The 21095-nt window shown below is 51.2% G+C and carries 18 protein-coding genes; 8 read left to right on the plus strand and 10 right to left on the minus strand.

The window, feature by feature from the left end; genetic code table 11:
• Nucleotides 1-7: 7 nt before the first annotated feature.
• On the plus strand, nt 8-1135 hold the full coding sequence (sucB, locus tag CAP31_RS05755) for a dihydrolipoyllysine-residue succinyltransferase (RefSeq protein WP_087446663.1): 1128 nt from the start codon (nt 8-10) through the stop codon (nt 1133-1135).
• A gap of 6 nt (nt 1136-1141) precedes the next feature.
• Here the strand turns inward: sucB and CAP31_RS05760 are convergent, their stop codons facing one another.
• From CAP31_RS05760 to CAP31_RS05795, 8 genes are all read right to left on the minus strand, one after another.
• Nucleotides 1142-2434 (minus strand): adenylosuccinate synthase, encoded by a 1293-nt coding sequence (locus CAP31_RS05760; RefSeq protein ID WP_087446664.1) that lies wholly within the window; start codon nt 2432-2434, stop codon nt 1142-1144.
• A 30-nt stretch (nt 2435-2464) separates the two neighbouring features.
• Entirely contained in the window at nt 2465-3634 is a 1170-nt protein-coding gene (locus CAP31_RS05765; protein ID WP_087446665.1) for an ATP phosphoribosyltransferase regulatory subunit, read from the minus strand.
• 1 nt (nt 3635) lies between these two features.
• Nucleotides 3636-3821 (minus strand): DUF2065 domain-containing protein, encoded by a 186-nt coding sequence (locus CAP31_RS05770; protein WP_087446666.1) that lies wholly within the window; start codon nt 3819-3821, stop codon nt 3636-3638.
• A gap of 2 nt (nt 3822-3823) precedes the next feature.
• On the minus strand, nt 3824-4639 hold the full coding sequence (gene hflC / locus CAP31_RS05775; protein ID WP_369802456.1) for a protease modulator HflC: 816 nt from the start codon (nt 4637-4639) through the stop codon (nt 3824-3826).
• A gap of 53 nt (nt 4640-4692) precedes the next feature.
• The gene (gene hflK / locus CAP31_RS05780; protein WP_087446668.1) at nt 4693-5883 is read right to left on the minus strand and encodes an FtsH protease activity modulator HflK; all 1191 of its coding nucleotides are present in this window, start codon (nt 5881-5883) and stop codon (nt 4693-4695) included.
• A gap of 2 nt (nt 5884-5885) precedes the next feature.
• A complete protein-coding gene (hflX, locus tag CAP31_RS05785; RefSeq protein WP_087446669.1) occupies nt 5886-7043 on the minus strand; it encodes a GTPase HflX in 1158 nt (385 codons plus the stop codon).
• 41 nt (nt 7044-7084) lie between these two features.
• Nucleotides 7085-7321: an RNA chaperone Hfq gene (gene hfq, locus CAP31_RS05790; protein ID WP_087446670.1), complete on the minus strand. Its 237-nt coding sequence runs from the start codon at nt 7319-7321 to the stop codon at nt 7085-7087.
• A 90-nt stretch (nt 7322-7411) separates the two neighbouring features.
• Nucleotides 7412-9184: a bifunctional diguanylate cyclase/phosphodiesterase gene (locus tag CAP31_RS05795; protein ID WP_087446671.1), complete on the minus strand. Its 1773-nt coding sequence runs from the start codon at nt 9182-9184 to the stop codon at nt 7412-7414.
• 128 nt (nt 9185-9312) lie between these two features.
• Between CAP31_RS05795 and pgi the strand changes: the two genes are divergently transcribed.
• On the plus strand, nt 9313-10959 hold the full coding sequence (pgi, locus tag CAP31_RS05800) for a glucose-6-phosphate isomerase (protein ID WP_087446672.1): 1647 nt from the start codon (nt 9313-9315) through the stop codon (nt 10957-10959).
• Nucleotides 10960-11015: 56 nt separating this feature from the next.
• On the opposite strand, the gene CAP31_RS05805 is transcribed toward pgi, so the two are convergent.
• A complete protein-coding gene (locus CAP31_RS05805) occupies nt 11016-11351 on the minus strand; it encodes an FKBP-type peptidyl-prolyl cis-trans isomerase (RefSeq protein WP_087448279.1) in 336 nt (111 codons plus the stop codon).
• 223 nt (nt 11352-11574) lie between these two features.
• Nucleotides 11575-13035: a YdiU family protein gene (locus CAP31_RS05810; protein ID WP_087446673.1), complete on the minus strand. Its 1461-nt coding sequence runs from the start codon at nt 13033-13035 to the stop codon at nt 11575-11577.
• 145 nt (nt 13036-13180) lie between these two features.
• On the opposite strand from CAP31_RS05810, the gene CAP31_RS05815 reads away from it, so the two are divergent.
• From CAP31_RS05815 to CAP31_RS05840, 6 genes are all read left to right on the plus strand, one after another.
• On the plus strand, nt 13181-13993 hold the full coding sequence (locus CAP31_RS05815; protein ID WP_087446674.1) for a hypothetical protein: 813 nt from the start codon (nt 13181-13183) through the stop codon (nt 13991-13993).
• A 20-nt stretch (nt 13994-14013) separates the two neighbouring features.
• Entirely contained in the window at nt 14014-14454 is a 441-nt protein-coding gene (locus CAP31_RS05820) for a hypothetical protein (RefSeq protein ID WP_157662665.1), read from the plus strand.
• Nucleotides 14455-14518: 64 nt separating this feature from the next.
• Nucleotides 14519-15886: a hypothetical protein gene (locus tag CAP31_RS05825; RefSeq protein ID WP_087446676.1), complete on the plus strand. Its 1368-nt coding sequence runs from the start codon at nt 14519-14521 to the stop codon at nt 15884-15886.
• A 202-nt stretch (nt 15887-16088) separates the two neighbouring features.
• Nucleotides 16089-18404, plus strand: coding sequence for an RND family transporter (locus tag CAP31_RS05830; protein WP_087446677.1), 2316 nt, complete (start codon nt 16089-16091; stop codon nt 18402-18404).
• Nucleotides 18391-19209, plus strand: coding sequence for an outer membrane lipoprotein-sorting protein (locus tag CAP31_RS05835; protein ID WP_223247386.1), 819 nt, complete (start codon nt 18391-18393; stop codon nt 19207-19209). The genes CAP31_RS05830 and CAP31_RS05835 overlap by 14 nt, the downstream gene beginning before the upstream one ends.
• Nucleotides 19210-19231: 22 nt before the next feature.
• Nucleotides 19232-21058 (plus strand): bifunctional UDP-sugar hydrolase/5'-nucleotidase, encoded by a 1827-nt coding sequence (locus CAP31_RS05840; protein WP_189836648.1) that lies wholly within the window; start codon nt 19232-19234, stop codon nt 21056-21058.
• Nucleotides 21059-21095 lie beyond the last annotated feature (37 nt).

Below are 21095 nucleotides of genomic sequence, written 5' to 3' on the forward strand. Positions count from 1 at the left end.
GGGAATTATGTTAATAGACGTTAAAACTCCTGAACTATCCGATTCGATCACTGAAGGCACCTTGCTGGAATGGCATAAACAGGTGGGGGATAAGGTAAGTCGCGATGAAACTCTGATCGACCTGGAAACGGATAAGGTCATTCTGGAGATTGCAGCTCCCGGTAGCGGTGTTCTGGTCGAATTGTTGCGCGAGAATGGCGCGGTGGTGAAGGCGGGGGAAGTGATTGCCCGGATCGATAATGGCGAGGCGGCTATTGCCGCGGCAGAGCCTGCTGAATCGGTACACGAGGTTCCTGTAGTGCCACCTCAACAGAAAAACGAGAGGGGCGCGCCGGTAGCATCCACCGGGATCGTGCCGTCACATCACGTTGAGGCGCCGGAAATGGCGTCGGAACATACGAGAACCATGCTCGCGAAGCTGCCTGGCACTGGCGATGGGCGTTCGCGGCGTCAACCGATGAGCCGCATCCGTCAACGCACAGCGCAACGTCTGGTCGAAGCCCAGCATACCGCAGCGATCCTGACGACGTTTAACGAAGTCAACATGCAACCGGTCAAGGATCTGCGCATGCAATATCAGGAAGATTTCCAGCGCGAGCATGGCGTAAAACTGGGATTCATGCCGTTCTTCGTTAAAGCGGCGGTGCAGGCATTAAAACAGTTTCCCATCATTAATGCTGTGATCGACGGGCAGGATATCGTGTTTCACGATCATTATGACATCGGCATTGCCGTTTCCACTACGCGCGGGCTGATTGTTCCGGTTTTACGGAATGCGGATGCACTGGATTTTGCCCAGATCGAGCGTGCGATAGGCGATTTCGCCCAACGTGCCGAAACCATGTCATTGGGGCTGGACGAGATCAGCGGCGGTACTTTTTCCATCAGCAACGGGGGCGTTTTCGGCTCGCTGCTATCCACGCCGATTGTCAATCCGCCTCAATCCGCGATCCTGGGAATGCATGCAATACAGGAGCGCCCGATCGCAGAGCATGGCCAGGTGGTGATTCGGCCGATGATGTATCTGGCACTGTCCTACGATCATCGTTTGATCGACGGACGCGATGCAGTACGTTTTTTGGTCGAAATAAAAGCCGCGCTGGAAGATCCGGCGCGGCTTTTGTTGGGGATTTGATGCGGTTTAATTAAACGGATGGCGCAATACGATGGTCTCCTCGCGATCGGGGCCGGTAGAAATCATGTCGATCGGCACTTCACATAATTGTTCCATCCGTTCCAGATAAGCGCGTGCGTTGGCCGGCAGGTCGGCAAACTGCTTGATGCCGACCGTGCTGGTGGTCCAGCCTGGCATTTCTTCGTAAACCGGTTCGCATTTGGCGAGCGTTTCGGCACCCACCGGGAGAATGTCGGAATGACCGTTGCCGATGTTGTAACCGACGCAAATGCGCAGGGTTTCCATGCCGTCAAGCACGTCCAGCTTGGTGACGCACAGACCGGATACGCCATTGATCTGAATCGAGCGTTTTAGCGCGGCGGCATCGAACCACCCGCAACGGCGTGCGCGACCGGTCGTGGAGCCGAATTCGTGCCCGCGTTCAGCCAGATATTTGCCGTTGTCGTCGAACAATTCTGTCGGGAATGGGCCTGAACCGACACGCGTGGTATAGGCCTTGGTGATGCCCAATACGTAATGCAGAGTATGCGGACCTACGCCTGCACCCGTTGCCGCGCCGCCTGCCGTGCAGTTGCTGGAAGTGACGAACGGGTAGGTGCCGTGATCGATATCGAGCAGGGTGCCCTGGGCGCCTTCGAATAACAGGTTGCTGCCACTGCGATTGGCCTCATACAACAGGCGCGGCACATCGGCGACCATGGGCTTGATGCGCTCGGCCAGCAGCAGGGTTTCTTCCAGCGTCTGGGTAAAGTCGACGATGTCGGTATTGAAGTAATTCTTCAGGATGAAATTGTGGTAGTCCAGCACTTCACCCAGTTTTGCTGCAAAACGTTCACGATGGAAGACATCCTGCAGGCGTATCGCACGGCGCGCGACTTTGTCTTCGTAAGCAGGGCCGATGCCGCGACCGGTCGTGCCGATCTTGCTTACACCTTTGGCCCGCTCGCGCGCCTGGTCTATGGCAATGTGATACGGAAGAATAAGCGGGCAGGCTTCGGAGATTTTGAGTCTGGCAGCAACGTCGACACCGTGTTGCGCCAGCATATCCATTTCTTCGAGCAGGGCGGCAGGTGAAACGACGACGCCATTACCGATGTAACAGGTGACGTTATCACGCAATATACCCGACGGGATAAGGTGCAGCACGGTTTTCTTGCCCGCGACAACCAGCGTATGGCCCGCATTGTGCCCGCCTTGAAAGCGTACGACGCCTTGTGCATGATCGGTCAGCCAGTCAACGATTTTACCTTTGCCCTCATCACCCCACTGGGTGCCTATGACGACGACGTTTTTACTCATATTGATTATTTCCAGATAGTTGCTAAGTAGTTATTGGAGCTGGTCCGGGCGTTTGCTGACAGTCCATTCGCCTTGGGCATCCTGACTCAGAATGCGGTCGTAGTCGTATTCGTTGCGGTGCGCTTCGTGCCCTGGCAGATCGACGATGACGATCTCGCCACTGGTACGGAGTTCGTTGATTTTCTCGGCCAGTTTGGCATTTTTAAGATACGGTGCGAGTATGGCTTGCGCTCCGGCAGCCCGCCAGAACTGGGTGGCGATCTCGCGCAGATCGAGGCTGAATCCGGTGGCCGGCCGTGCGCGTCCGAAACTTTTGCCTACTTCGTCATAGCGTCCGCCCTGGGCCAGCGGCACAGGATGATTGCTGGTATAGACCGCAAAGACAACGCCGCTGTGGTAGTGATAGCCGCGCAGCTCGGCTAGATCGATATTGATTTTGGCTTCATCCTTGAGTTCGTTGATGATGGCACGCAATTCTTCCAGCGCCTGACTGATGTCGAGGTGGCTCGGTAATACGCGGAAAGCTTCGTCGAGTACTTCCACGCCGCCATATAAACTCGGCAGGGCACAGAAAGCGTCTTGCAAACTTGCGTCCAAATGGGCGGTGAGCTCGCGGATCGTGCTGATGTCCTTGGCCTGTAGCGCTGCAAACAGCGGTGCGACTTGCTCGTCGGTAATATTGGCATATTGCAGCAATCCGCGGAATACGCCGACGTGGCCTATGTCCAGATGCAATTCGCCTGCCCCCGTCAGCTTTAAGGCATTGAGCATGAGTTTCTGTATTTCTACATCTGCCTCGTAGCTGGGATGCCCGTACAGCTCGGCGCCGAGCTGCATCAGTTCGCGCGAGCGGTTGGTGCCATCCGGCAGGGTATGGACGACGGAACCGGCATAACAGAGTCTGGTAACGCCCTGACGGTTAAGCAGGTGGGCATCGATACGCGCGACCTGAGGGGTGATGTCAGCGCGCAGTCCCATGGTCTTGCCGCTGATCTGGTCGACCAGTTTGAATGTTTTCAGATCCAGATCGCTGCCCGCTCCTGTTAACAGCGAGTCGATATACTCAATGAGAGGAGGGGTGACCAATTCGTAGCCATGGACGCGAAATAAATTGAGTATGGCCCGGCGCAGGTTTTCCATGCGCAAAGCGGTGGGCGGGAGCAAATCTTCGATATATTCAGGAAGTAGCCAGTTATGCATTTTAGCGCACCATTATTAGAATAAGTAAACCGCCCAGCATGGAAACAAGGCCTACTGAACGCAATTGACCATCGGTAAAGCTGATCATCTTCGTAAAGGTCTCCCGCCATAAAGCTGGCATGATGAGCGGCAAAATGCCCTCGATGATGAATACGAGGGCAAATGCGGTAAATAAACCGGACGCCATTTTTATTTGGCGGCCTTTGGCGATTTCATGTACTTGAAAAAAGCCGAATTAGGTTCAAGCACGAGTACGTCACTCTTGTTCTTGAAGGTTTGACGGTATGCATCCATGCTGCGATAGAACGCGTAGAACTCGGGGTTCTGCGAATAGGCGGCAGCGTATATCGTACTGGCTTTGGCATCGCCTTCGCCCTTGATGCGTTGGGCATCGCGATAGGCTTCGGCAATAATGACCTCGCGTTGACGGTCGGCATCAGCGCGGATTTTTTCGGCTTCAGCAGAACCGGTGGAGCGCAGTTCATTGGCGACGCGCTTGCGCTCGGCTTCCATGCGGCGATAGACGGAGTCGCTGACTTCTTGCGGCAAGTCGACATGCTTGATGCGGACGTCCAGGACTTGCACGCCGATTTTGCGTGCGTCCTGGTCGGCTTTGGCGCGTAGCGAAGCCATGATCTGGTCACGTTCGCCAGAGACCACTTCGTGCACGGTACGGTTGCCAAATTCGGCTCTCAGGCCGTCATTGATCGTTTGCTGCAAACGAGTCTGGGCACGCGTTTCATCACCGCCGACGCTGACATAGTATTGTTTGACGTCAATAATGCGCCATTTGGCGAAGTAGTCGACCAGCACGTTTTTCTTTTCCGAGGTGATAAAACGGTCTGGGTCGGCCGGGTCGAGCGTCAAGATACGGGTGTCAAAGTGACGGACGTTTTGCACCAGCGGTAATTTGAAATACAGACCCGGTTTCTTATCTACCGCAACGACTTCACCTAACTGAAACACCATGGCATTCTGGCGCTGATCGACCGTATAGATAGTCATGCTGCCGATAATCAGCAGGCCAAGTATTACGATAATTATAATGTTGATGTTTTTCATGGTCTGTCCTCCCGCTCACGGCTGCGGAAGGCATCACGTGAGCGCGCGGTGTCTTGTATGGCAGAGTCGGCAGGTGCTACAGGTTTAATGACGGTATCCTGTGCATTTGACGTTGTGGCGGTAGCCGACGCATTACCGGTAGTCGAGCCTGTCATTTGCATCAGTTTGTCGAGCGGGAGGTAGAGCAGGTTATTGCCGCCCTTGCTGCTGTCGATCAGTACTTTGCTGCTGTTGCTCAATACTTGCTGCATCATGTCCATATACATGCGATCGCGAGTCACTGCCGGCGCTTTGCTGTATTCGACCAGTACCTGCTTGAAGCGGCTGGCTTCACCTTCGGCGTTGGCGATGACGGATTGCTTGTAGCCATTGGATTCTTCTGTCAGGCGCGCAGCCATGCCGCGCGCTTTAGGAATGACGTCATTGGCATAAGCCTGGCCTTCGCTCTTCAGGCGTTCGCGATCCTGCCCGGCCTTAACGGCATCGTCAAACGCTGCCTGTACCTCCTGGGGCGGCTGAGCGTTTTGCAGGGTGACCTTGCTTATGCTGATGCCGGTCTTGTAGAGATCCAGTGATTGCTGAATTTGTTTGGTGGCGCGGGCGGCGACATCGGCACGCCCTTCGTACAGCACATAATCCATTTTGCTTTTACCGACGATTTCGCTCATTACACTCTCGGCTATCTGGCGTACGGTATCGTCAGGCGAGCGGTTGTTGAACAAATAGTCTTCCGGGTCTTTAAGTGTGTATTGCACCGCGAACTGGATATCGACGATATTCTCATCGTCGGTCAGCATGAGCGATTCCTTGAGCATTTTGCTCTTGACATTGTTACGGTAGCCTACTTCGACTGTCCGTACCTGTTCGATATTGACGACTTCGACTGTTTCCAGAGGATACGGCAAATGCCAGTTAGGGCCGGGCTGGGTGGTTTCGATGAATTTGCCGAAGCGTAATACGACGCCACGTTCGCCGGTATCTACGATGTAGAAACCGGATGCCAGCCAGATCGCAATAATGACGCCGGCAATGATACCCAAGCCACCCATGTTGAAGGGTTTGCCAGTGCCAGGCGAGGGTTTGCCGCCAAATAACCCATTCAGTTTTTCATTGAAACGCCGCCAGATTTCATCCAAATCCGGTGGACCGTCGTTTTTTTTACCCCATTGTGGGTCATTCCAAGCCATGGTTAATCCAATTCCGGGTGATATTCGTTGTTAATAATGTTCGTTTGAACGATGTCTGGCAGCGGCTGCATAAAATGCATTTTAGCTTCTGTTAGCGCCTCGCGCAGCGTATTTATTCCGAGTCCGGTTTTGGCGCTGAGCCGGATTGCTGTAATTTTATCATATTCATCCCTTTCGATGCCGGGTAAGGATGAGCATAAATCAATCTTATTCATTACCAGAATCTGCGGAACGTTGGCTGCGCCGATTTCATTCAATACCTTATTGACTTCGTTGATATGTTTGTCGCGCATCGGACTGGCGGCATCGACGACATGCAGCAACAAGTCGGCCTGTATGGTTTCTTCCAGTGTGGCGCGAAAGCTTTCGACCAGGGTATGCGGCAGACGGGTAATAAAACCGACGGTGTCGGATAGTACGATTTCGCCGACCTCTGGCAAATAGAGTTGGCGGGTTGTGGTGTCAAGAGTGGCGAACAGTTGATCGGCAGCGTACGAACCGGCATTTGTCAGTGCATTGAACAAGGTTGACTTGCCGGCGTTGGTATATCCGACCAGCGAGATTGACATCACTCGCCCCCGGTTCCGCGCGCGGCGCTGGATAGTGCGTTGGCGGTGCAATTTGGCTAATCGTTCCTTGAGCAGCTTGACGCGTTTGCCGATCAGACGGCGGTCGGTTTCGAGCTGGGTCTCACCTGGACCGCGCAAGCCTATACCGCCTTTCTGCCGTTCAAGGTGGGTCCAGCCGCGCACCAGACGGGTAGCGATATGCGCGAGCTGAGCAAGCTCGACCTGCAATATGCCTTCCGCACTTTTTGCACGACTGGCGAATATGTCCAGTATGAGCGTGGTGCGATCGACTACGCGGCATTGCAATGCCTGTTCAAGATTGCGTTCCTGTGCCGGGGAGAGCGCATGATTGAATATGACCACGCCGGCCTCTGTCGCCTGCACCATGGCGGCAATTTCCTCGACTTTGCCGCTGCCTGCAAATAATGCAGGGTCCGGGCGTGCACGCCGACCTTCGATCAGATTGACTACGGTGAGCCCTGCGCTTTCGGCGAGGCGATGCAATTCTTCGACGCTGTCACGGTAATCCGGTTCGCCAAAGTCCATGCTGGCGAGCACGACTCGTTCATTGCCGCTATGGCGTTCAAACATTCAGCGCCGAACCTTTTTGTGGATAGGATGTATTAAACGGCTTACTCTGCATGCAAGGGAACTGGGCGTGAGGGGACGATGGTGGAAATGGCGTGTTTGTAAACCATTTGCGTTACCATGTTTTTCAGCAGGACGACATATTGATCGTAGGCTTCAATTTGACCCTGAAGTTTAATGCCATTTACCAGATATACTGATACAGGCACATTATCTTTGCGCAAGGTGTCGAGGAATGGATCCTGAAGCAGTAAGCCTCTGTTATTTTTAGGTGCGCTCATGATGGCGTACTCCCAATTTAATTGTTAGGGTGCGATTATGCTGATTTGCAGGTGGTTCAGCAATATTAGTATTTGCTAATTTTTTATAAATTAAGGTAAAGCGATGCATTCGGGGCGACCATAATAATAACCTTGTCCCCAATTGACGCCCATTTTGGTGAGTAGTTCCGCAGTTTCGGCATCTTCTATGTTTTCTGCAATAGTAATTATGTTTTGTTTGCGTGATATTTCAATAATGGCCTGAATGATATCAAGAATCTTGGTATTGCCGTGCATGTTGTTTACCATCCAGCCTTCGATTTTCAGGAAGCTGATAGGGAGCTTGGCAAGATAAAGGAAAGACGAGTAACCACTTCCAAAATCATCTAGCGCCAGGCGGAATCCCATGTCTATCAGCGGCTGGATTTGCCGGGTTAACTGATCGAAATCGTTAATGAACTGGCGTTCGGTAATTTCGAATACCAGTGGCTTGATGCCATTAATCGGCATATCGCACATGGTGCAATGCTGTTTTACCCCATTGAGCAGGCTTCGAACCATTTCCGGGCGAGACAGGAATTGCGGTGAAAGATTAATGAAATGGGCGAATTCGGGATTTGCATTGCTGTTTTGATTCATGACGCAATGCTTCATGGTCTGGTGTGCGATCGTATCGTCGATGAGGTGTATTAGTTGCAGGCCTTCAGCAGCTGCAATGAAATCGGCTGCCGGAGTAGGGGCGCCATGATTGTTAGTCAGGCGAGCCAAGGCCTCCTCAGCTACGGGAAGGCCGGTTTGCAAATCAACGATGGGTTGAAATGCGGGGATTATACGGTTGTTTTTTAGTGCGTTTTGTATTTCACCTCCGTGCCACAATGTAGCGCGTTGCCCGCTTTGGTGAAGTACCACCCGATTCCTTCCCGCGTTCTTGGCTTCATATAACGCGCTGTCTGCATCCGCAAGCAGCCGGGCCAAGTCGATTTTTTCAGCGCGCACGCTCGCCATGCCTACGCTCATGGTGAGTTCTAGCGTGCCATTGCCGCGGACAAATGGTGTCTGCTGATAAATCAACCGCAATCTGTCTATGGCATGGTGGGCCTGATCGCTGTCTGCATGATGCAGGAAAATCAGAAACTCCTCCCCACCCCATCGGGCAATCCAGTCGCCGTCGCGCATTTGCTGTTGCAGGGTGCGGGCAGCCCATTTGAGGACGTTGTCTCCCGTTTTGTGACCATAGTGATCGTTGATGAGCTTGAATCGATCGAGGTCGCAAATGCTAAGTGTCATTACGTCATGCTCGCGTTCGGCTCGCGCTATTTCTTCGTTCAGACGTATTTCAGCCGCGCGCCGGTTAGGCAAGCCGGTCAATGCATCGGTAAGGGCGAGATCCTGCAAGGCTTGTTGCTGATGGATCTGTAATAATATTTGACTGAATCCGGCTGCAAGCAGGTCAACAAAACCGCAAACAAGAGGCGGGAAAAGCTGCTGGGTATTGCTGGTAAAACATAATAGGCCAAAACGGGATTTGTCCAGCCATAGCGGTGCGGCAATATACGAGACGGTGGACTGACCGGTTTCCAGAGTGATGATGCCGGTAAGCCATGGGGTATTGGGCGAGTCGGTAATCTGGCCGTTTAATATCCTGATCCAGTCTTCACTTGGTTCGGCGGTTGCTGAGGGATGTCGCTCAAATTTATGATGGATGCCGATTTTCTCTAATTCGTCTATTGCGATAATCCATGCGCTGTCAGCCTGTAAATAGTTCGCGGCAAGTGCCAGCATGGCATCAATTTTCTGGCGCTCATCCAGATCCCTGTTTGTTGCCAGTCGCCATTGCGCCTGCAGCAGCCCTTCGATGGCTACTGACTCATTGCTCGTGTTCATTTTGTGGATAATCTGTTTTTAAATATGATGAGAACATTCGGGGGCACTTATAATGATAGTCTGACTCTCAGTGTAACCAATTTAGCCGGAATTGCCAGTTTCCAAGTTCTATCGATGAAGGAGAACAAATGACAGATTGCACGCAGTACCCTGCCTGGAAGAAGCTTAAAGAACACAAGAAAGACATGGCGCGGATACAAATGCGTTTTTTATTTGCTGAAGATCCGAAGCGATTCAAGCGCTTTTCTTTGGAGGCTGCAGGCATTTTACTTGATTTTTCCAAAAATCGGGTAACCAATACAACGATGAAGTTATTGACGCATCTGGCGCGAGATTCCGATTTGCCTGGCGCAATTTCTGCCATGTTCGGCGGGGAGCGTATCAATCGTACCGAGGGGCGTTCGGTGTTGCATACTGCTTTGCGTAATCGTGCTGCCACACCTGTGTATGTGGATGGTACCGATGTCATGCCGCAAGTGAATGAGGTGTTGTCCCGTATGCGGAGTTTTACTGCAGCCGTGCGTAGCGGTAAATGGCGCGGCCACAGTGGCAAGCGTATCACGGATATCGTCAATATCGGAATTGGCGGCTCCGATCTGGGTCCGGTAATGTTGACGCAGGCCTTGACGCCGTACTGGCAATCGGGTTTGTGCGCGCATTTCGTGTCGAACGTCGATCCTAGCCAGATCATGGAAACCCTGGCCGCAGTTAATCCTGAAACCACTTTGTTTATCGTGGCATCCAAATCCTTTACTACGCCGGAAACGTTGCTGAATGCGCAGGTTGCCAGGCGCTGGCTGGTGGAACAGTTGGGCGATGAGTCTGCCGTTGCCAAACATTTTGTGGCGATTTCCACCAATACCCGAAAAGTTCGGGCTTTCGGCATCGATCCGGTGAATATGTTCGAATTCTGGGATTGGGTGGGTGGCCGATATTCCATCTGGTCGGCAGTGGGTTTGCCGGTTGCGCTGATGATAGGGATGGATCATTTTGAAGCGTTGCTGGACGGCGGGTTTGCAATGGATGAGCATTTCCGCAGTGCGCCGCTGGAAAAAAACATGCCGGTAATCATGGCGCTTTTGGGGGTATGGCACAATGATTTCTGGAATGCGGATAGCCATGCGATTTTCCCTTACGATCAATATCTGGCGCGTTTCCCCGCTTATCTGCAGCAACTGGATATGGAAAGCAATGGCAAGAGTGTGACGCTGGATGGCAAGTCAGTGCATTGCCAGACAGGGCCTATCATCTGGGGTGAGCCGGGATGCAACGGACAGCATGCCTTTTTTCAGCTGGTGCATCAGGGGACAAGATTGGTGCCGGCTGATTTTCTGGTGGCGGCGGAGTCACATCATCCGGTAGAACACCAGCACGAAGTGCTGCTGGCGAATTGCTTTGCCCAGACCAAGGCGTTGATGCGCGGAAAAACGCGTGACGAAGCGCGCGTGGAGCTGATACGTTCGGGCGTCACGGGCGCCCGTCTGGATGCGTTGTTGCCGCATAAAGTGTTCCCTGGCAATCGCCCTTCCAATACTTTATTGTATCGCAAGCTCGATCCTTACACCTTGGGTGCACTGATCGCGCTATATGAGCATAAAGTATTTGTGCAAGGCGTGCTGTGGAACATCAATTCGTTTGACCAGTGGGGGGTGGAGCTGGGTAAGCAGCTGGCCGGTGCAATCGAGAGCGGATTGATCTCGGAAGATAGGGTGACCGAGCATGATAGCTCGACTAACGGCTTGATGAACGCATGCAAGCGTTTACGTCGGGCATGATTATAATCTCGGCTGTACTGACCTATCCGTACAGCCGAACTGATTAAAGCCGCAGGTTACTTGACGCCCAGTAATTCGACTTCGAAGACCAGCGTGGCGTTAGGCGGGATGACGCCGCCCGCACCGCGTGCGCCGTAACCAAGCTGTGGTGGAATGGTCAGCTTGCGCGTACCGCCTACCTTCATGCCGGCAACGCCTTCATCCCAGCCGCGAATTACTTCGCCTGCGCCGAGATGAAAGCTGAACGGCTGGTGGCGATCCTTGCTGGAATCAAATTTTGTGCCATTGGTAAGCCAGCCGGTGTAATGGACTGTCACGGTTTGGCCTGCAGTGGCAGTTGCGCCTGTGCCTACGGTTGTATCTTCGTAAATTAATCCTGATTCGGTTGTCATTTTTTTGGAGACCTTGGTGGTTGGTGGAATGGGAGTCGAGGTATCGGCAGTAGCTAAACCTGATATGGACAGACAAAGCAATGCGGCTACTACAGGTTGCAATACGGATATTTTCAATGTGGGAAGTTCCTGTAAATTAAAACGATAAAAATACCATCCTACCGGTGTTTTGTGCAAACGTGTTAATGCCATTTGCTTCATGCAGCTGCGGGCCGGGCGAATTTCACGATGAGCAGCTTACGCTGATATGCTGTGCCCAGTCAGGCGGTGCTGCGGCATAGGCTTCCATGCCCGGATGTTCGTCATAAGGCTGTTGCAATATGTGCATCAGATTGTTGATTTCGCTCATATCGTTATGATCGCGTGCCGCCACGATGGCATTTTCTGCAAGGTAGTTACGTAGTATGTATTTTGGATTGACGCGGCGCATGGCGATTGCGCGAGCATGATCGTCGTTTTGCGCTGTATTAAGCTGGGTGCGATAAATCGCCGCCCAGCTATCAAATGCCGCACGGTCTGCGAACAAATCGCGCAACCGCGCATTGAGTGCATCGGCCGCGCTGTTGAAATCGCACAGTCGGCGCATGAATATGGTGTAATCCACACGATTTTCTTGCAGGATGTCGAGTAATTGCATGATGAGCGGTACCCGGGTCTTGTCGGCGGTCAGCCCTAATTTTGCACACATGAGATCAATATAGGCGCTGGTAAAAACTGCCGGATAGACATCCAGGGCGGCTTTGGCATCCTCCACGCTCATCAGAGGGGTAAGCGCCTGTGCCAGACGGGTCAGATTCCATGCCGCTACATCCGGCTGCTGATCGAATGCATAACGCCCGCCTTGATCCGAATGGTTGCAAATGAATCCGGGGTCGTAATGGTCGAGGAAGCCGAATGGACCATAATCCAGGGTTAATCCCAGTATAGACATGTTGTCGGTATTCATTACTCCGTGCGCGAAGCCGACAGCTTGCCATTGCGCTATCAGTTTGGCTGTGGCGACGACGACGGCCTGTAAAAAACGTGGGTACTTGTCCTTGCAGGCATTCAGTTCCGGGTAATGGTGTCGGATAACGTAATCGGCGAGCGTCCGTATCGCATCGGGTTGCCCGCGATAGAAAAATACCTCAAATGAGCCGAAACGGATAAAGCTTGGACTCATGCGCATGATTACTGCCGCTGTTTCGACGGTCTCGCGATATACTGGTAACGAGCTGCCGACCAATGAGAGTGCGCGTGTTGTAGGAATGCCCAAACCATGCATGGCTTCAGATCCCAGATACTCACGGATGCTGGAGCGCAATACTGCGCGCCCATCGCTATTGCGTGAATAGGGCGTCGGTCCCGCGCCTTTTAATTGGAGTTCCCAATAACCGTGTTCGCCTTCGATGCCGCCTAGCAAAATGGCGCGCCCATCCCCCAGTTGCGATACAAAATGACCGAATTGGTGACCGGCATAGAGTGCTGCTACAGGCTCGGCACTGGCTGGAATGGCATTGCCGCATAGCCAGTCGGCAATATTGCATTCGGTTTGATCGGTGGCAAGATTGATAAGGGCGGCGGCAGAGTGATTAAGGTGCAGTAAATTGGCATTCGGTAAAGGTGTTGGTGTGATTTTGCTGTAATAGAACGATGTTAGATTGGCGAAATGATTGCAGAAATTGAGCGAGTCGAGAGTAGGCATAGGTAATTAAGTGTTTGCTGAATTTAAATAGCTGCGGGTTTAAGGGCTGGTATAAAATCGTATAAAAATTTGTAAGACAACAACCGACGTTGAAATGTTCGGTGTTGACGTTTCTCAGATAAATTATAAAAAGCGGTTCAGGGATATGATTGATAAAAAAATATTTAAGGTAGGGGCATTCGTCTTGTCTTCAGTAGGTTCACCGGCACAGGCGGGAGAGTGGTCAGCCGAAATCGATTTCGAGATGCGGCATTTTTTGAACAAGTCCCAGACCGTGCAAGAGCTGGCAAATGCCACAACCGCATTTCAGCAAGAGCAAATTGCATCTACCGGTTTGGCAAGCCAGGATCAGCCGTCCATTGTAATCCAGCCAAGCTATTTTAATGAGTGGGATGGAAAACAAAATTCATTTTCGTTCAAGCCGTTTTATCGTTGGGATGACAGAGACGATTATCGTACGCATTTTGATATCAGGGAAATGGTATGGCGCTCCGCTCATGGTGGAACCGAGCATCCGTGGGATACCCGGGTGGGAATAGACAAGGTGTTCTGGGGAGTGGCCGAATCGCATCATCTCGTCGATATCGTCAATCAGACTGATGATGTCGAAGATCCCAAAATGGAGCAAAAATTAGGGCAACCCATGGTGCGAACTACGCTTAGTCGTGACTGGGGTACGCTTGATATGTTTGTACTGCCATTTTTCAGGGAGCGTACTTTTGCAGGCCCGGAGGGACGGCTGCGCTCGCCTACCTCCCTGGTTCGTTCGCCGGTACATTTCGAATCCGGTCAAGGCGAGAATCATGTTGATTATGCACTGCGCTGGTCAAAAGGGCTGGGTCGGCTGGATATAGGGCTTACCTATTTTAGGGGAACAAATCGCGACCCGCGTATTTCACAGCTCGATTCATTGATTACCCCGAGAATCCACTGGGGCTTCAAGTCAATTATGATTTGATCAGTCAGGTCGGATTGGATGTGAATTATCTGTTGGGCGACTGGATACTGAAACTGGAGGCGATTGATCGTCATTCGAATTTCGAGCGATTTTATGCCTTTGTAACGGGGGTTGAATACACTTTTAACGGTATTTACAACACCCAGATGGATCTGGGTACTTTCCTTGAGTATAACTTTGACAGTAGGGGGCAAGGTTCAGCGGGGGTGTTGCAGGACGATTTGTTCACGGGCTTGCGCCTGGCAATGAATGACGAGCAGTCCACTGAAATCAAATTGGGAATCATGACGGATTTGAATGACGCTTCCCGTACCACCCGCGTCGAGCTTAACCGGCGATTGGATGATAAGTGGAGTATCCGGTTTCTGGGGCAGGGCTATCACCGGATGGACAGTGGTAATCCGATCTATCTCTTTAAAGAGGATAGTTTCATTCAATCGTCGCTGGTCAGATACTTCTAATAATAGTTGGTATGTTTATTGCTTTTTGTTTGCGGGGAAACTTGCTAACTAGGGATAAATAATAATGTCGATTCGTTTTGAGAAAAAACTTGGATTCAAAATAGGGGTGTTGGTTTGTGCATTAATGAATGCCGCCGCCGTTCGGGCGGGAGAATGGACTACCGAGGTTGATCTGGATTACCGTTATTTCCGTAAGCCGGCTGCACAAGTGCCAAGCGGAACAAGCACTCAGGAAACTGCAGCCAGCTTTTATCAGTTTCTGGTCAGTATGGGCGTGCCTGTCAGCAATTTTGTCAGCGTGCCTCAAGCCGTACTGGCGGTGTCTGCAGCGCAAGCGGGCAGCTCCGGTACGCAGGGTAATAACGAGCCATCGGTAGTGATACAGCCGGCTTACTTTAACGAGTGGGCGAATAAAACCAACTCCTTTTCCTTCAAGCCGTTCTTTCGTTACGACAACATGGATGATTCGCGTACCCATGCCGATATACGGGAGATGGTATGGACTTCCAGACATGGTACTGATGCCAAACCATGGGATCTGCGCATAGGTATTGATAAAGTATTTTGGGGCGCGGCTGAATCGCAGCATCTGGTTGACGTCATCAACCAGACTGACGACGTTGAAAACATCAACCGTGAAAGCAAGCTCGGCCAGCCTATGGTGCGCGCGACTGTGAGTCGTGGCTGGGGAACGCTGGATGCCTTTATTCTGCCATGGTTCCGCGAACGTACTTTTGCCGGGCCGGATGGACGTTTGCGCCCGTTGGTCTCGTTGGATACCTTGCCTGTAGCATATCAATCCAATGATAAGGCCAGTCATGTCGATTATGCGTTGCGCTGGTCGAAATCCTTTAATGGTATCGATTTCGGTATTTCCCAGTTTGTGGGAACCAATCGTGATCCGCGAGTCGCCACTTCTCCGGTATATGTAATCACTGCAAACCCGGCTGGCTTATATCTCAGTTATGACCAAATGAGTCAGACGAGCGTTGATATGACTGCGGTAAGGGGTAACTGGATTTACAAACTGGAAGCTTTGCATCGCGATACGAATTATGACCATTACTGGGCGGGCGTAACTGGTGTGGAATACGCATTTAATGGCGTGTTTCATACCCGGTACGATGTAAATACATTCCTTGAATACAACTACGACAGTCGCGGTCAAGGCCAGGCCGTTTATCAAAGCGATGTGTTTGTCGGTGCTCTTCTGAATATGAACGATGACAAATCCACTCAGCTTAAATTGGGAGTCCTGGTTGATACCAACGACAGTACGCGTAGTACCCGGCTGCAACTCAGCCGTCGCCTGAATGATAACTGGTCAACCAGATTTGAAGGCCAGTGGTTCAATTCGGTGGATTCGGGTAACCCTTTGAATGCCTACAGAGAGGATAGTTATCTCCAGGCTTCGCTGATGCGGTATTTCTAATACGTTGCCATGACTGTCGGATTCCTGACATTGTTGTGCGGAATTCGACGATTGCAGGTGAGGTTTGCCTGTTGCGGTTGAGTCTCCGAATTGAATTTGACGTGTCGCGTCACCAGGAATTGCAGGACGATCCATTGCCGCATATTTTTAAATTGAATATGCGGCTTTTTTATGCGAATTCGCGTATGTGTCTGGGTAGGCTATGAAAAATAATTTTGCAATGCGCTTTGGCTACGGCGTGATCAAATATCGTTGGATGGTCGTTTTGTTAACGATCATTATCGCCGTAATTGCCGGCTTGGGCATGAAAAAACTAACCATGAGCGGGGATTACAAGGTCTTTTTCAAGGCTGATAATCCGCAACTGGTGGCATTCGAGGCATTACAAAAAACTTATACAAAAAGTGACAACATCATGTTTGTGCTCGCGCCCAAAAATGGTGACGTCTTTACCCGGAAAAATCTGGCTGCAGTCATCTGGTTAACGGATAAGGCATGGAAAATGCCGTATTCGTCGCGTGTCGATTCCGTCACCAACTATCAGAACAGTACCGCAGACGGCGATACGCTGAATGTCCGGGATCTGGTATCGAAACCGGAAACGCTGACAGAGGCAAATTTAAAAAGTATTCGGGAAATCGCGGTGCATGACCCGTTGCTGGAAAAACGGATTATTTCCCCAAGTGGCCATGTCACTGGCGTGAATGTGACTTTCCAGTTGCCCGACAGGACCAAGGCCAAGGCGATTCAAGTGAGCGTTGCCAAGGCGCGTGAACTGAAGCGTGAATTTGAAGCCCGTTATCCGGATATGGAAGTGTATCTGACGGGTGTGGTGATGATGAACGCGGCATTTCTGGAAGCAACACGCGATGATATGCGCACGCTGGTTCCCATCATGATGGCGGTAGTGGTTGTGATGCTGCTAATCACTTTGCGCAGCGTAGCGGGTACGGCCCTGATCATGCTCAGTATCGTATTGTCAATTGCAGTCACTATGGGATTGGGTGGATGGTACGGCATAATCATGTCGGCGCCGCTGGCAACTGCACCATTGGCGATCATGATCATGGCCATTGCGGATGGCGTGCACGTTCTGTCGCATTACGGCCATTCGGTGCGTCATGGGATGCCGCGCGAAGAAGCCATGGCTGAGAGTATCGGCTCCAATTTGGGAGCGATGTTCCTGACCAATATCCTGTCCGCAATTGGTTATGCCAGCATGGTCTTCAGCGAAGTGCCGCCATTCCAGACGCTGGGTGTGGTAGTGGCTGTCGGCATCGTCGTGGGCTTTCTGATTTCAGTGGTGCTGATTCCGGCAGCCATGATTATTTTGCCGGGGCGTGTCAGTCAGGTGCATTCGCGCGAAGACGAGAAGATCACCTTGATGGAGCGTTATACCGAATTTTTCCTGGCGCATCGTAACAAGATGCTGGCTGGGAGTCTTCTGGTCACCCTTGTATTGGGTACCTTCATAACTCGTAACGAATTTAACGATTCGTTCCATAAATATTTCGCAGAAAGCACCGAGTTCCGGCAGGCAACCGATTTCACGCTAAAAAACCTCACGGGCGTGTACCTGATTGACTATTCCCTGTCTTCCGGACATCCAGAATATGTAAATGATCCCGCGTTCCTGCAAAAAGTGAATGAATTTGCCCAATGGTATCGCCAACAGCCTGAAGTGCTGCACGTCAATACCTTCACTGACATTATGAAGCGGCTCAACAAGAATATGCATGGAGACGATCCTGCTTATTACAATTTGCCGGATGAGCGGGCACTGGCCGCGCAGTATCTGCTGTTATATGAAATGTCCCTGCCTTATGGGCTGGACTTGAATGATCAGATCAATCTGGACAAATCTTCCACGCGTTTCACCGTGACATTGAAAGCAGTGAGTTCCAACGAAATGATCGCTGTGGAAGAGCGCGCCAATCAATGGTTAAAGGCTAACGGTCTGGAAATTATCCAAACGACGGGAGGCTCGGGGGCAGGCATGATGTTTGCTCATATCGGTAAGGAAAATGGCAAGAGCATGATGATCGGAAATATCTGGCAGATCGTGCTGATTTCCGCGCTTATTGTGTTTGCAGTACGTTCATTCAAGTTGGGCGTCATCAGTCTGATTCCTAACTTGATGCCTGCGGTCATGGCTTATGGGGTGTGGGGTATCGCTGTAGGGGAAATCAATATGGCTGTGTCCATGGTAGGTGGTATTTCACTTGGCATCGTCGTTGACGATACGGTTCATTTTTTGAGCAAGTATTTACAGGGACGCCGCGAGCTGGGGTTCGACGCTGAAAAAAGCATACGTTATGCATTCGATCTGGCCGGTGTCCCCATGTGGATCTCGACTTTTATTCTGGTAGCGGGATTCCTGGTGCTGGCCACATCGCCGTTTAGCATGAATGCGGATATGGGGATTCTGACTGCGATTACGATCACGTTTGCGGCTTTCGCAGAAGCGTTCATGCTGCCGGGTTTGTTGTTGCTGGTAGACCGTAGTGAAAAAATTTAATCAATTTAATAAAGGGATGATTATGTATAAGTTATTGGCAATATTGGCATTAATTGTACCTGTGAGTGCCGTTGCACAAACGACGCAGGAAAAAGGCCTGGCGATCGCGAAGCAGCAGGACGCAAAAAATAGCGGATTTAAAGACTACACCAACGATATCGTCATGACCTTGAAAAATGCGCAAGGCCAGGAGTCGGTGGACTACCTGCATTCGATGACCCTGGAAGTTACAGCTGCCGGGGAGGGCGACAAGAGCAAACTTGTGTTTGATAAGCCTGCCGATGTGAAGGGGACGGCCATGCTAACTTATAGCCACGGTCTGCAACCGGATGATCAGTGGCTGTTCCTGCCTGCGGTGAAACGTGTTAAGCGTTTGAATTCTAATAACAAGTCAGGCCCGTTCATGGGCAGTGAATTCGCTTATGAAGATTTGAGTTCACCTGTCGTGGAGAAATTTTCTTACAACTGGCTGCGTGATGAGGCATGCGGTGAATGGCAATGTTATGTTGTTGAACGCACTCCTCGCTATGAGTATTCGGGATACGTTCGTCAGGTTACCTGGATAGATACCAAGGAATTGCGTACGGTCAAGATTGATTACTATGACCGTAAGAATGAGTTGCTGAAAACCCTGACTCAAAGTGGATTCAAGCTTTATAAAGGGAAATTCTGGCGTGCCGAGACCGGCAAGATGGTCAATCATATCACCGGAAAAAGCACCGTTATGGTTTCCAGTAATTTCCAGTTCGGCACCGGGTTGACAGCAGCCGGATTCGAGCCCAATTCATTGCAGGATACACATTGAACAACGTTCGGGGTGAATGAAAATGTTAAAACTGGCTAACGGATTCGTGCTGGCTGTTACAGTACTGTGTACATTGGTGCTAATTCAGCCATCGAGTGCGACTGAGCCTGATTTGGCTAAAAGCTCCGTTACCAAAACGATTACATTCATTCACCTTAATGATCTGCATGCGCATCTGACCACGCATCCCGATCTGGTGCGCTATGGGGACAAAGACAAACTGGAACAGCGCGGCGGCATAGCCAGACTGGCTACTTTAATCAAGCGCTTACGCAAACAGTATCCGGATAGCGTTTTGATGAATGTGGGCGATGCGTTCCATGGCGGAGTAGAGGCGCTGTTTACCAACGGAAACGCCATCATTGATCCGGTAAATGCTTTAGGGGTCGATGTGGGTGTAGTCGGAAATTGGGATTATGCGTATGGTCCGATCGTGACACGCTCGCGCTACGGCTCATTGAAATCCCGAGGCTGGTTCACCGACGGCAAGATAAAACGGCCGAATTATCCGAATTTGGCCGCTAATTTGAAAATCTCCCTGCCGTTCTTTCGTCGTGGAGATTATCTGATGCCACCGACGATGACCAAGGCGATAAATGGAGTGCAAGTCGGTTTTATCGGTATTACTTCCGATATTGTGCCGCGCATGCACCCCATGCTTGCCTTCGGTCTGAATTTTCTTGATTACAACACTCAGCAATATACCGATTTAATCGAAAAGCATGCAACCGAATTGCGCCAGAACGGTGCGCAAATCGTGGTGGTAATGAGTGAGCTGGGCGTACAGAAGGATTACTCACTGGCTAATCACATTGCACCGAATTTAGTCGATGTCTTTTTCTCGGCGCATACGCATGAAGTTGTGCGTAAACCGCTTACCTCGAGCAGCGGTGCCCTGGTCGTGGAGTCCGGAGGTGGTGGAGGATATTTGGGACAAATGAATATTACCGTCCATGGTGGGCACGTGATTCGTCGGGATTGGCATTTGTTCGATGTGGATACGAAAATCCCCGAAGACGCTGCAATGAAAACATTGGTAGCTGCTGCGCGCGCACCATTTTTGGGTAATCAGGTAAATGTGAAATTGCCGAGTATGGCAGTCGATATGCGTCTGACTCAATCCATTGATACTGTCGTAGGTTATACCGGTCTCCCTCTGGACAGGCGTAATGCATTGGAAAGTACATTTAACGACGTCATGGCAGACGTCATGCGCAAAATCGGCAAGACACAAATAGCCATTACTCCCGGATTCCGGTTCGACAGTCCGATTGTCGCGGCAGGGACTTTGCTTGAAGACAATACCATCGCCAACGGCGCGATTACGCTTGAAGACGTCTACCGCTATTTCCCGGTACCTTATCTGATTGCTATGGGTTCGATACGTGGCGACAAACTGCGTCAGGCGATAGAACAGAATCTGACGAGTGTTTTCTCGACAGACATGTCTGCCCAAGGTGGCGGTTGGGCAGATGGCTGGTCGGGCTTGAAAATCAAACTGGATCTGGCTCATGCAAACGGTAACCGCATCGTCGATCTGCAGCTGAAAGATGAAGGACGCGCGCTGATACCCGATGAAATGGTTACGGTTACAGGTTGTTCGCGGCCATTTGATACCAAGGCTGATACGACCTTATGCAGTTATGACGGTTTTGAGTCAGTCGATGTGCTAACAAATCCTGCTACAAGAAAAGAATGGACGGCGATAGATTTATTTGTTTATGGATTGCAGAACGGTCTGATCGATAAGCAGGTGCGACATGATATAGAAGATGTACATCACACCAAAATGTGGCCGCAGAATGAATTCGTGCAGCCGCTTAGGGGTGTTGGAGAAGGTGGCGAATAGTTTTCAAGCATGAGCGCCATGCAACCGGATAGCTTGT

The organism is Sulfuriferula sp. AH1, assembly GCF_002162035.1.
In the GTDB taxonomy this organism is placed as follows: domain Bacteria; phylum Pseudomonadota; class Gammaproteobacteria; order Burkholderiales; family Sulfuriferulaceae; genus Sulfuriferula.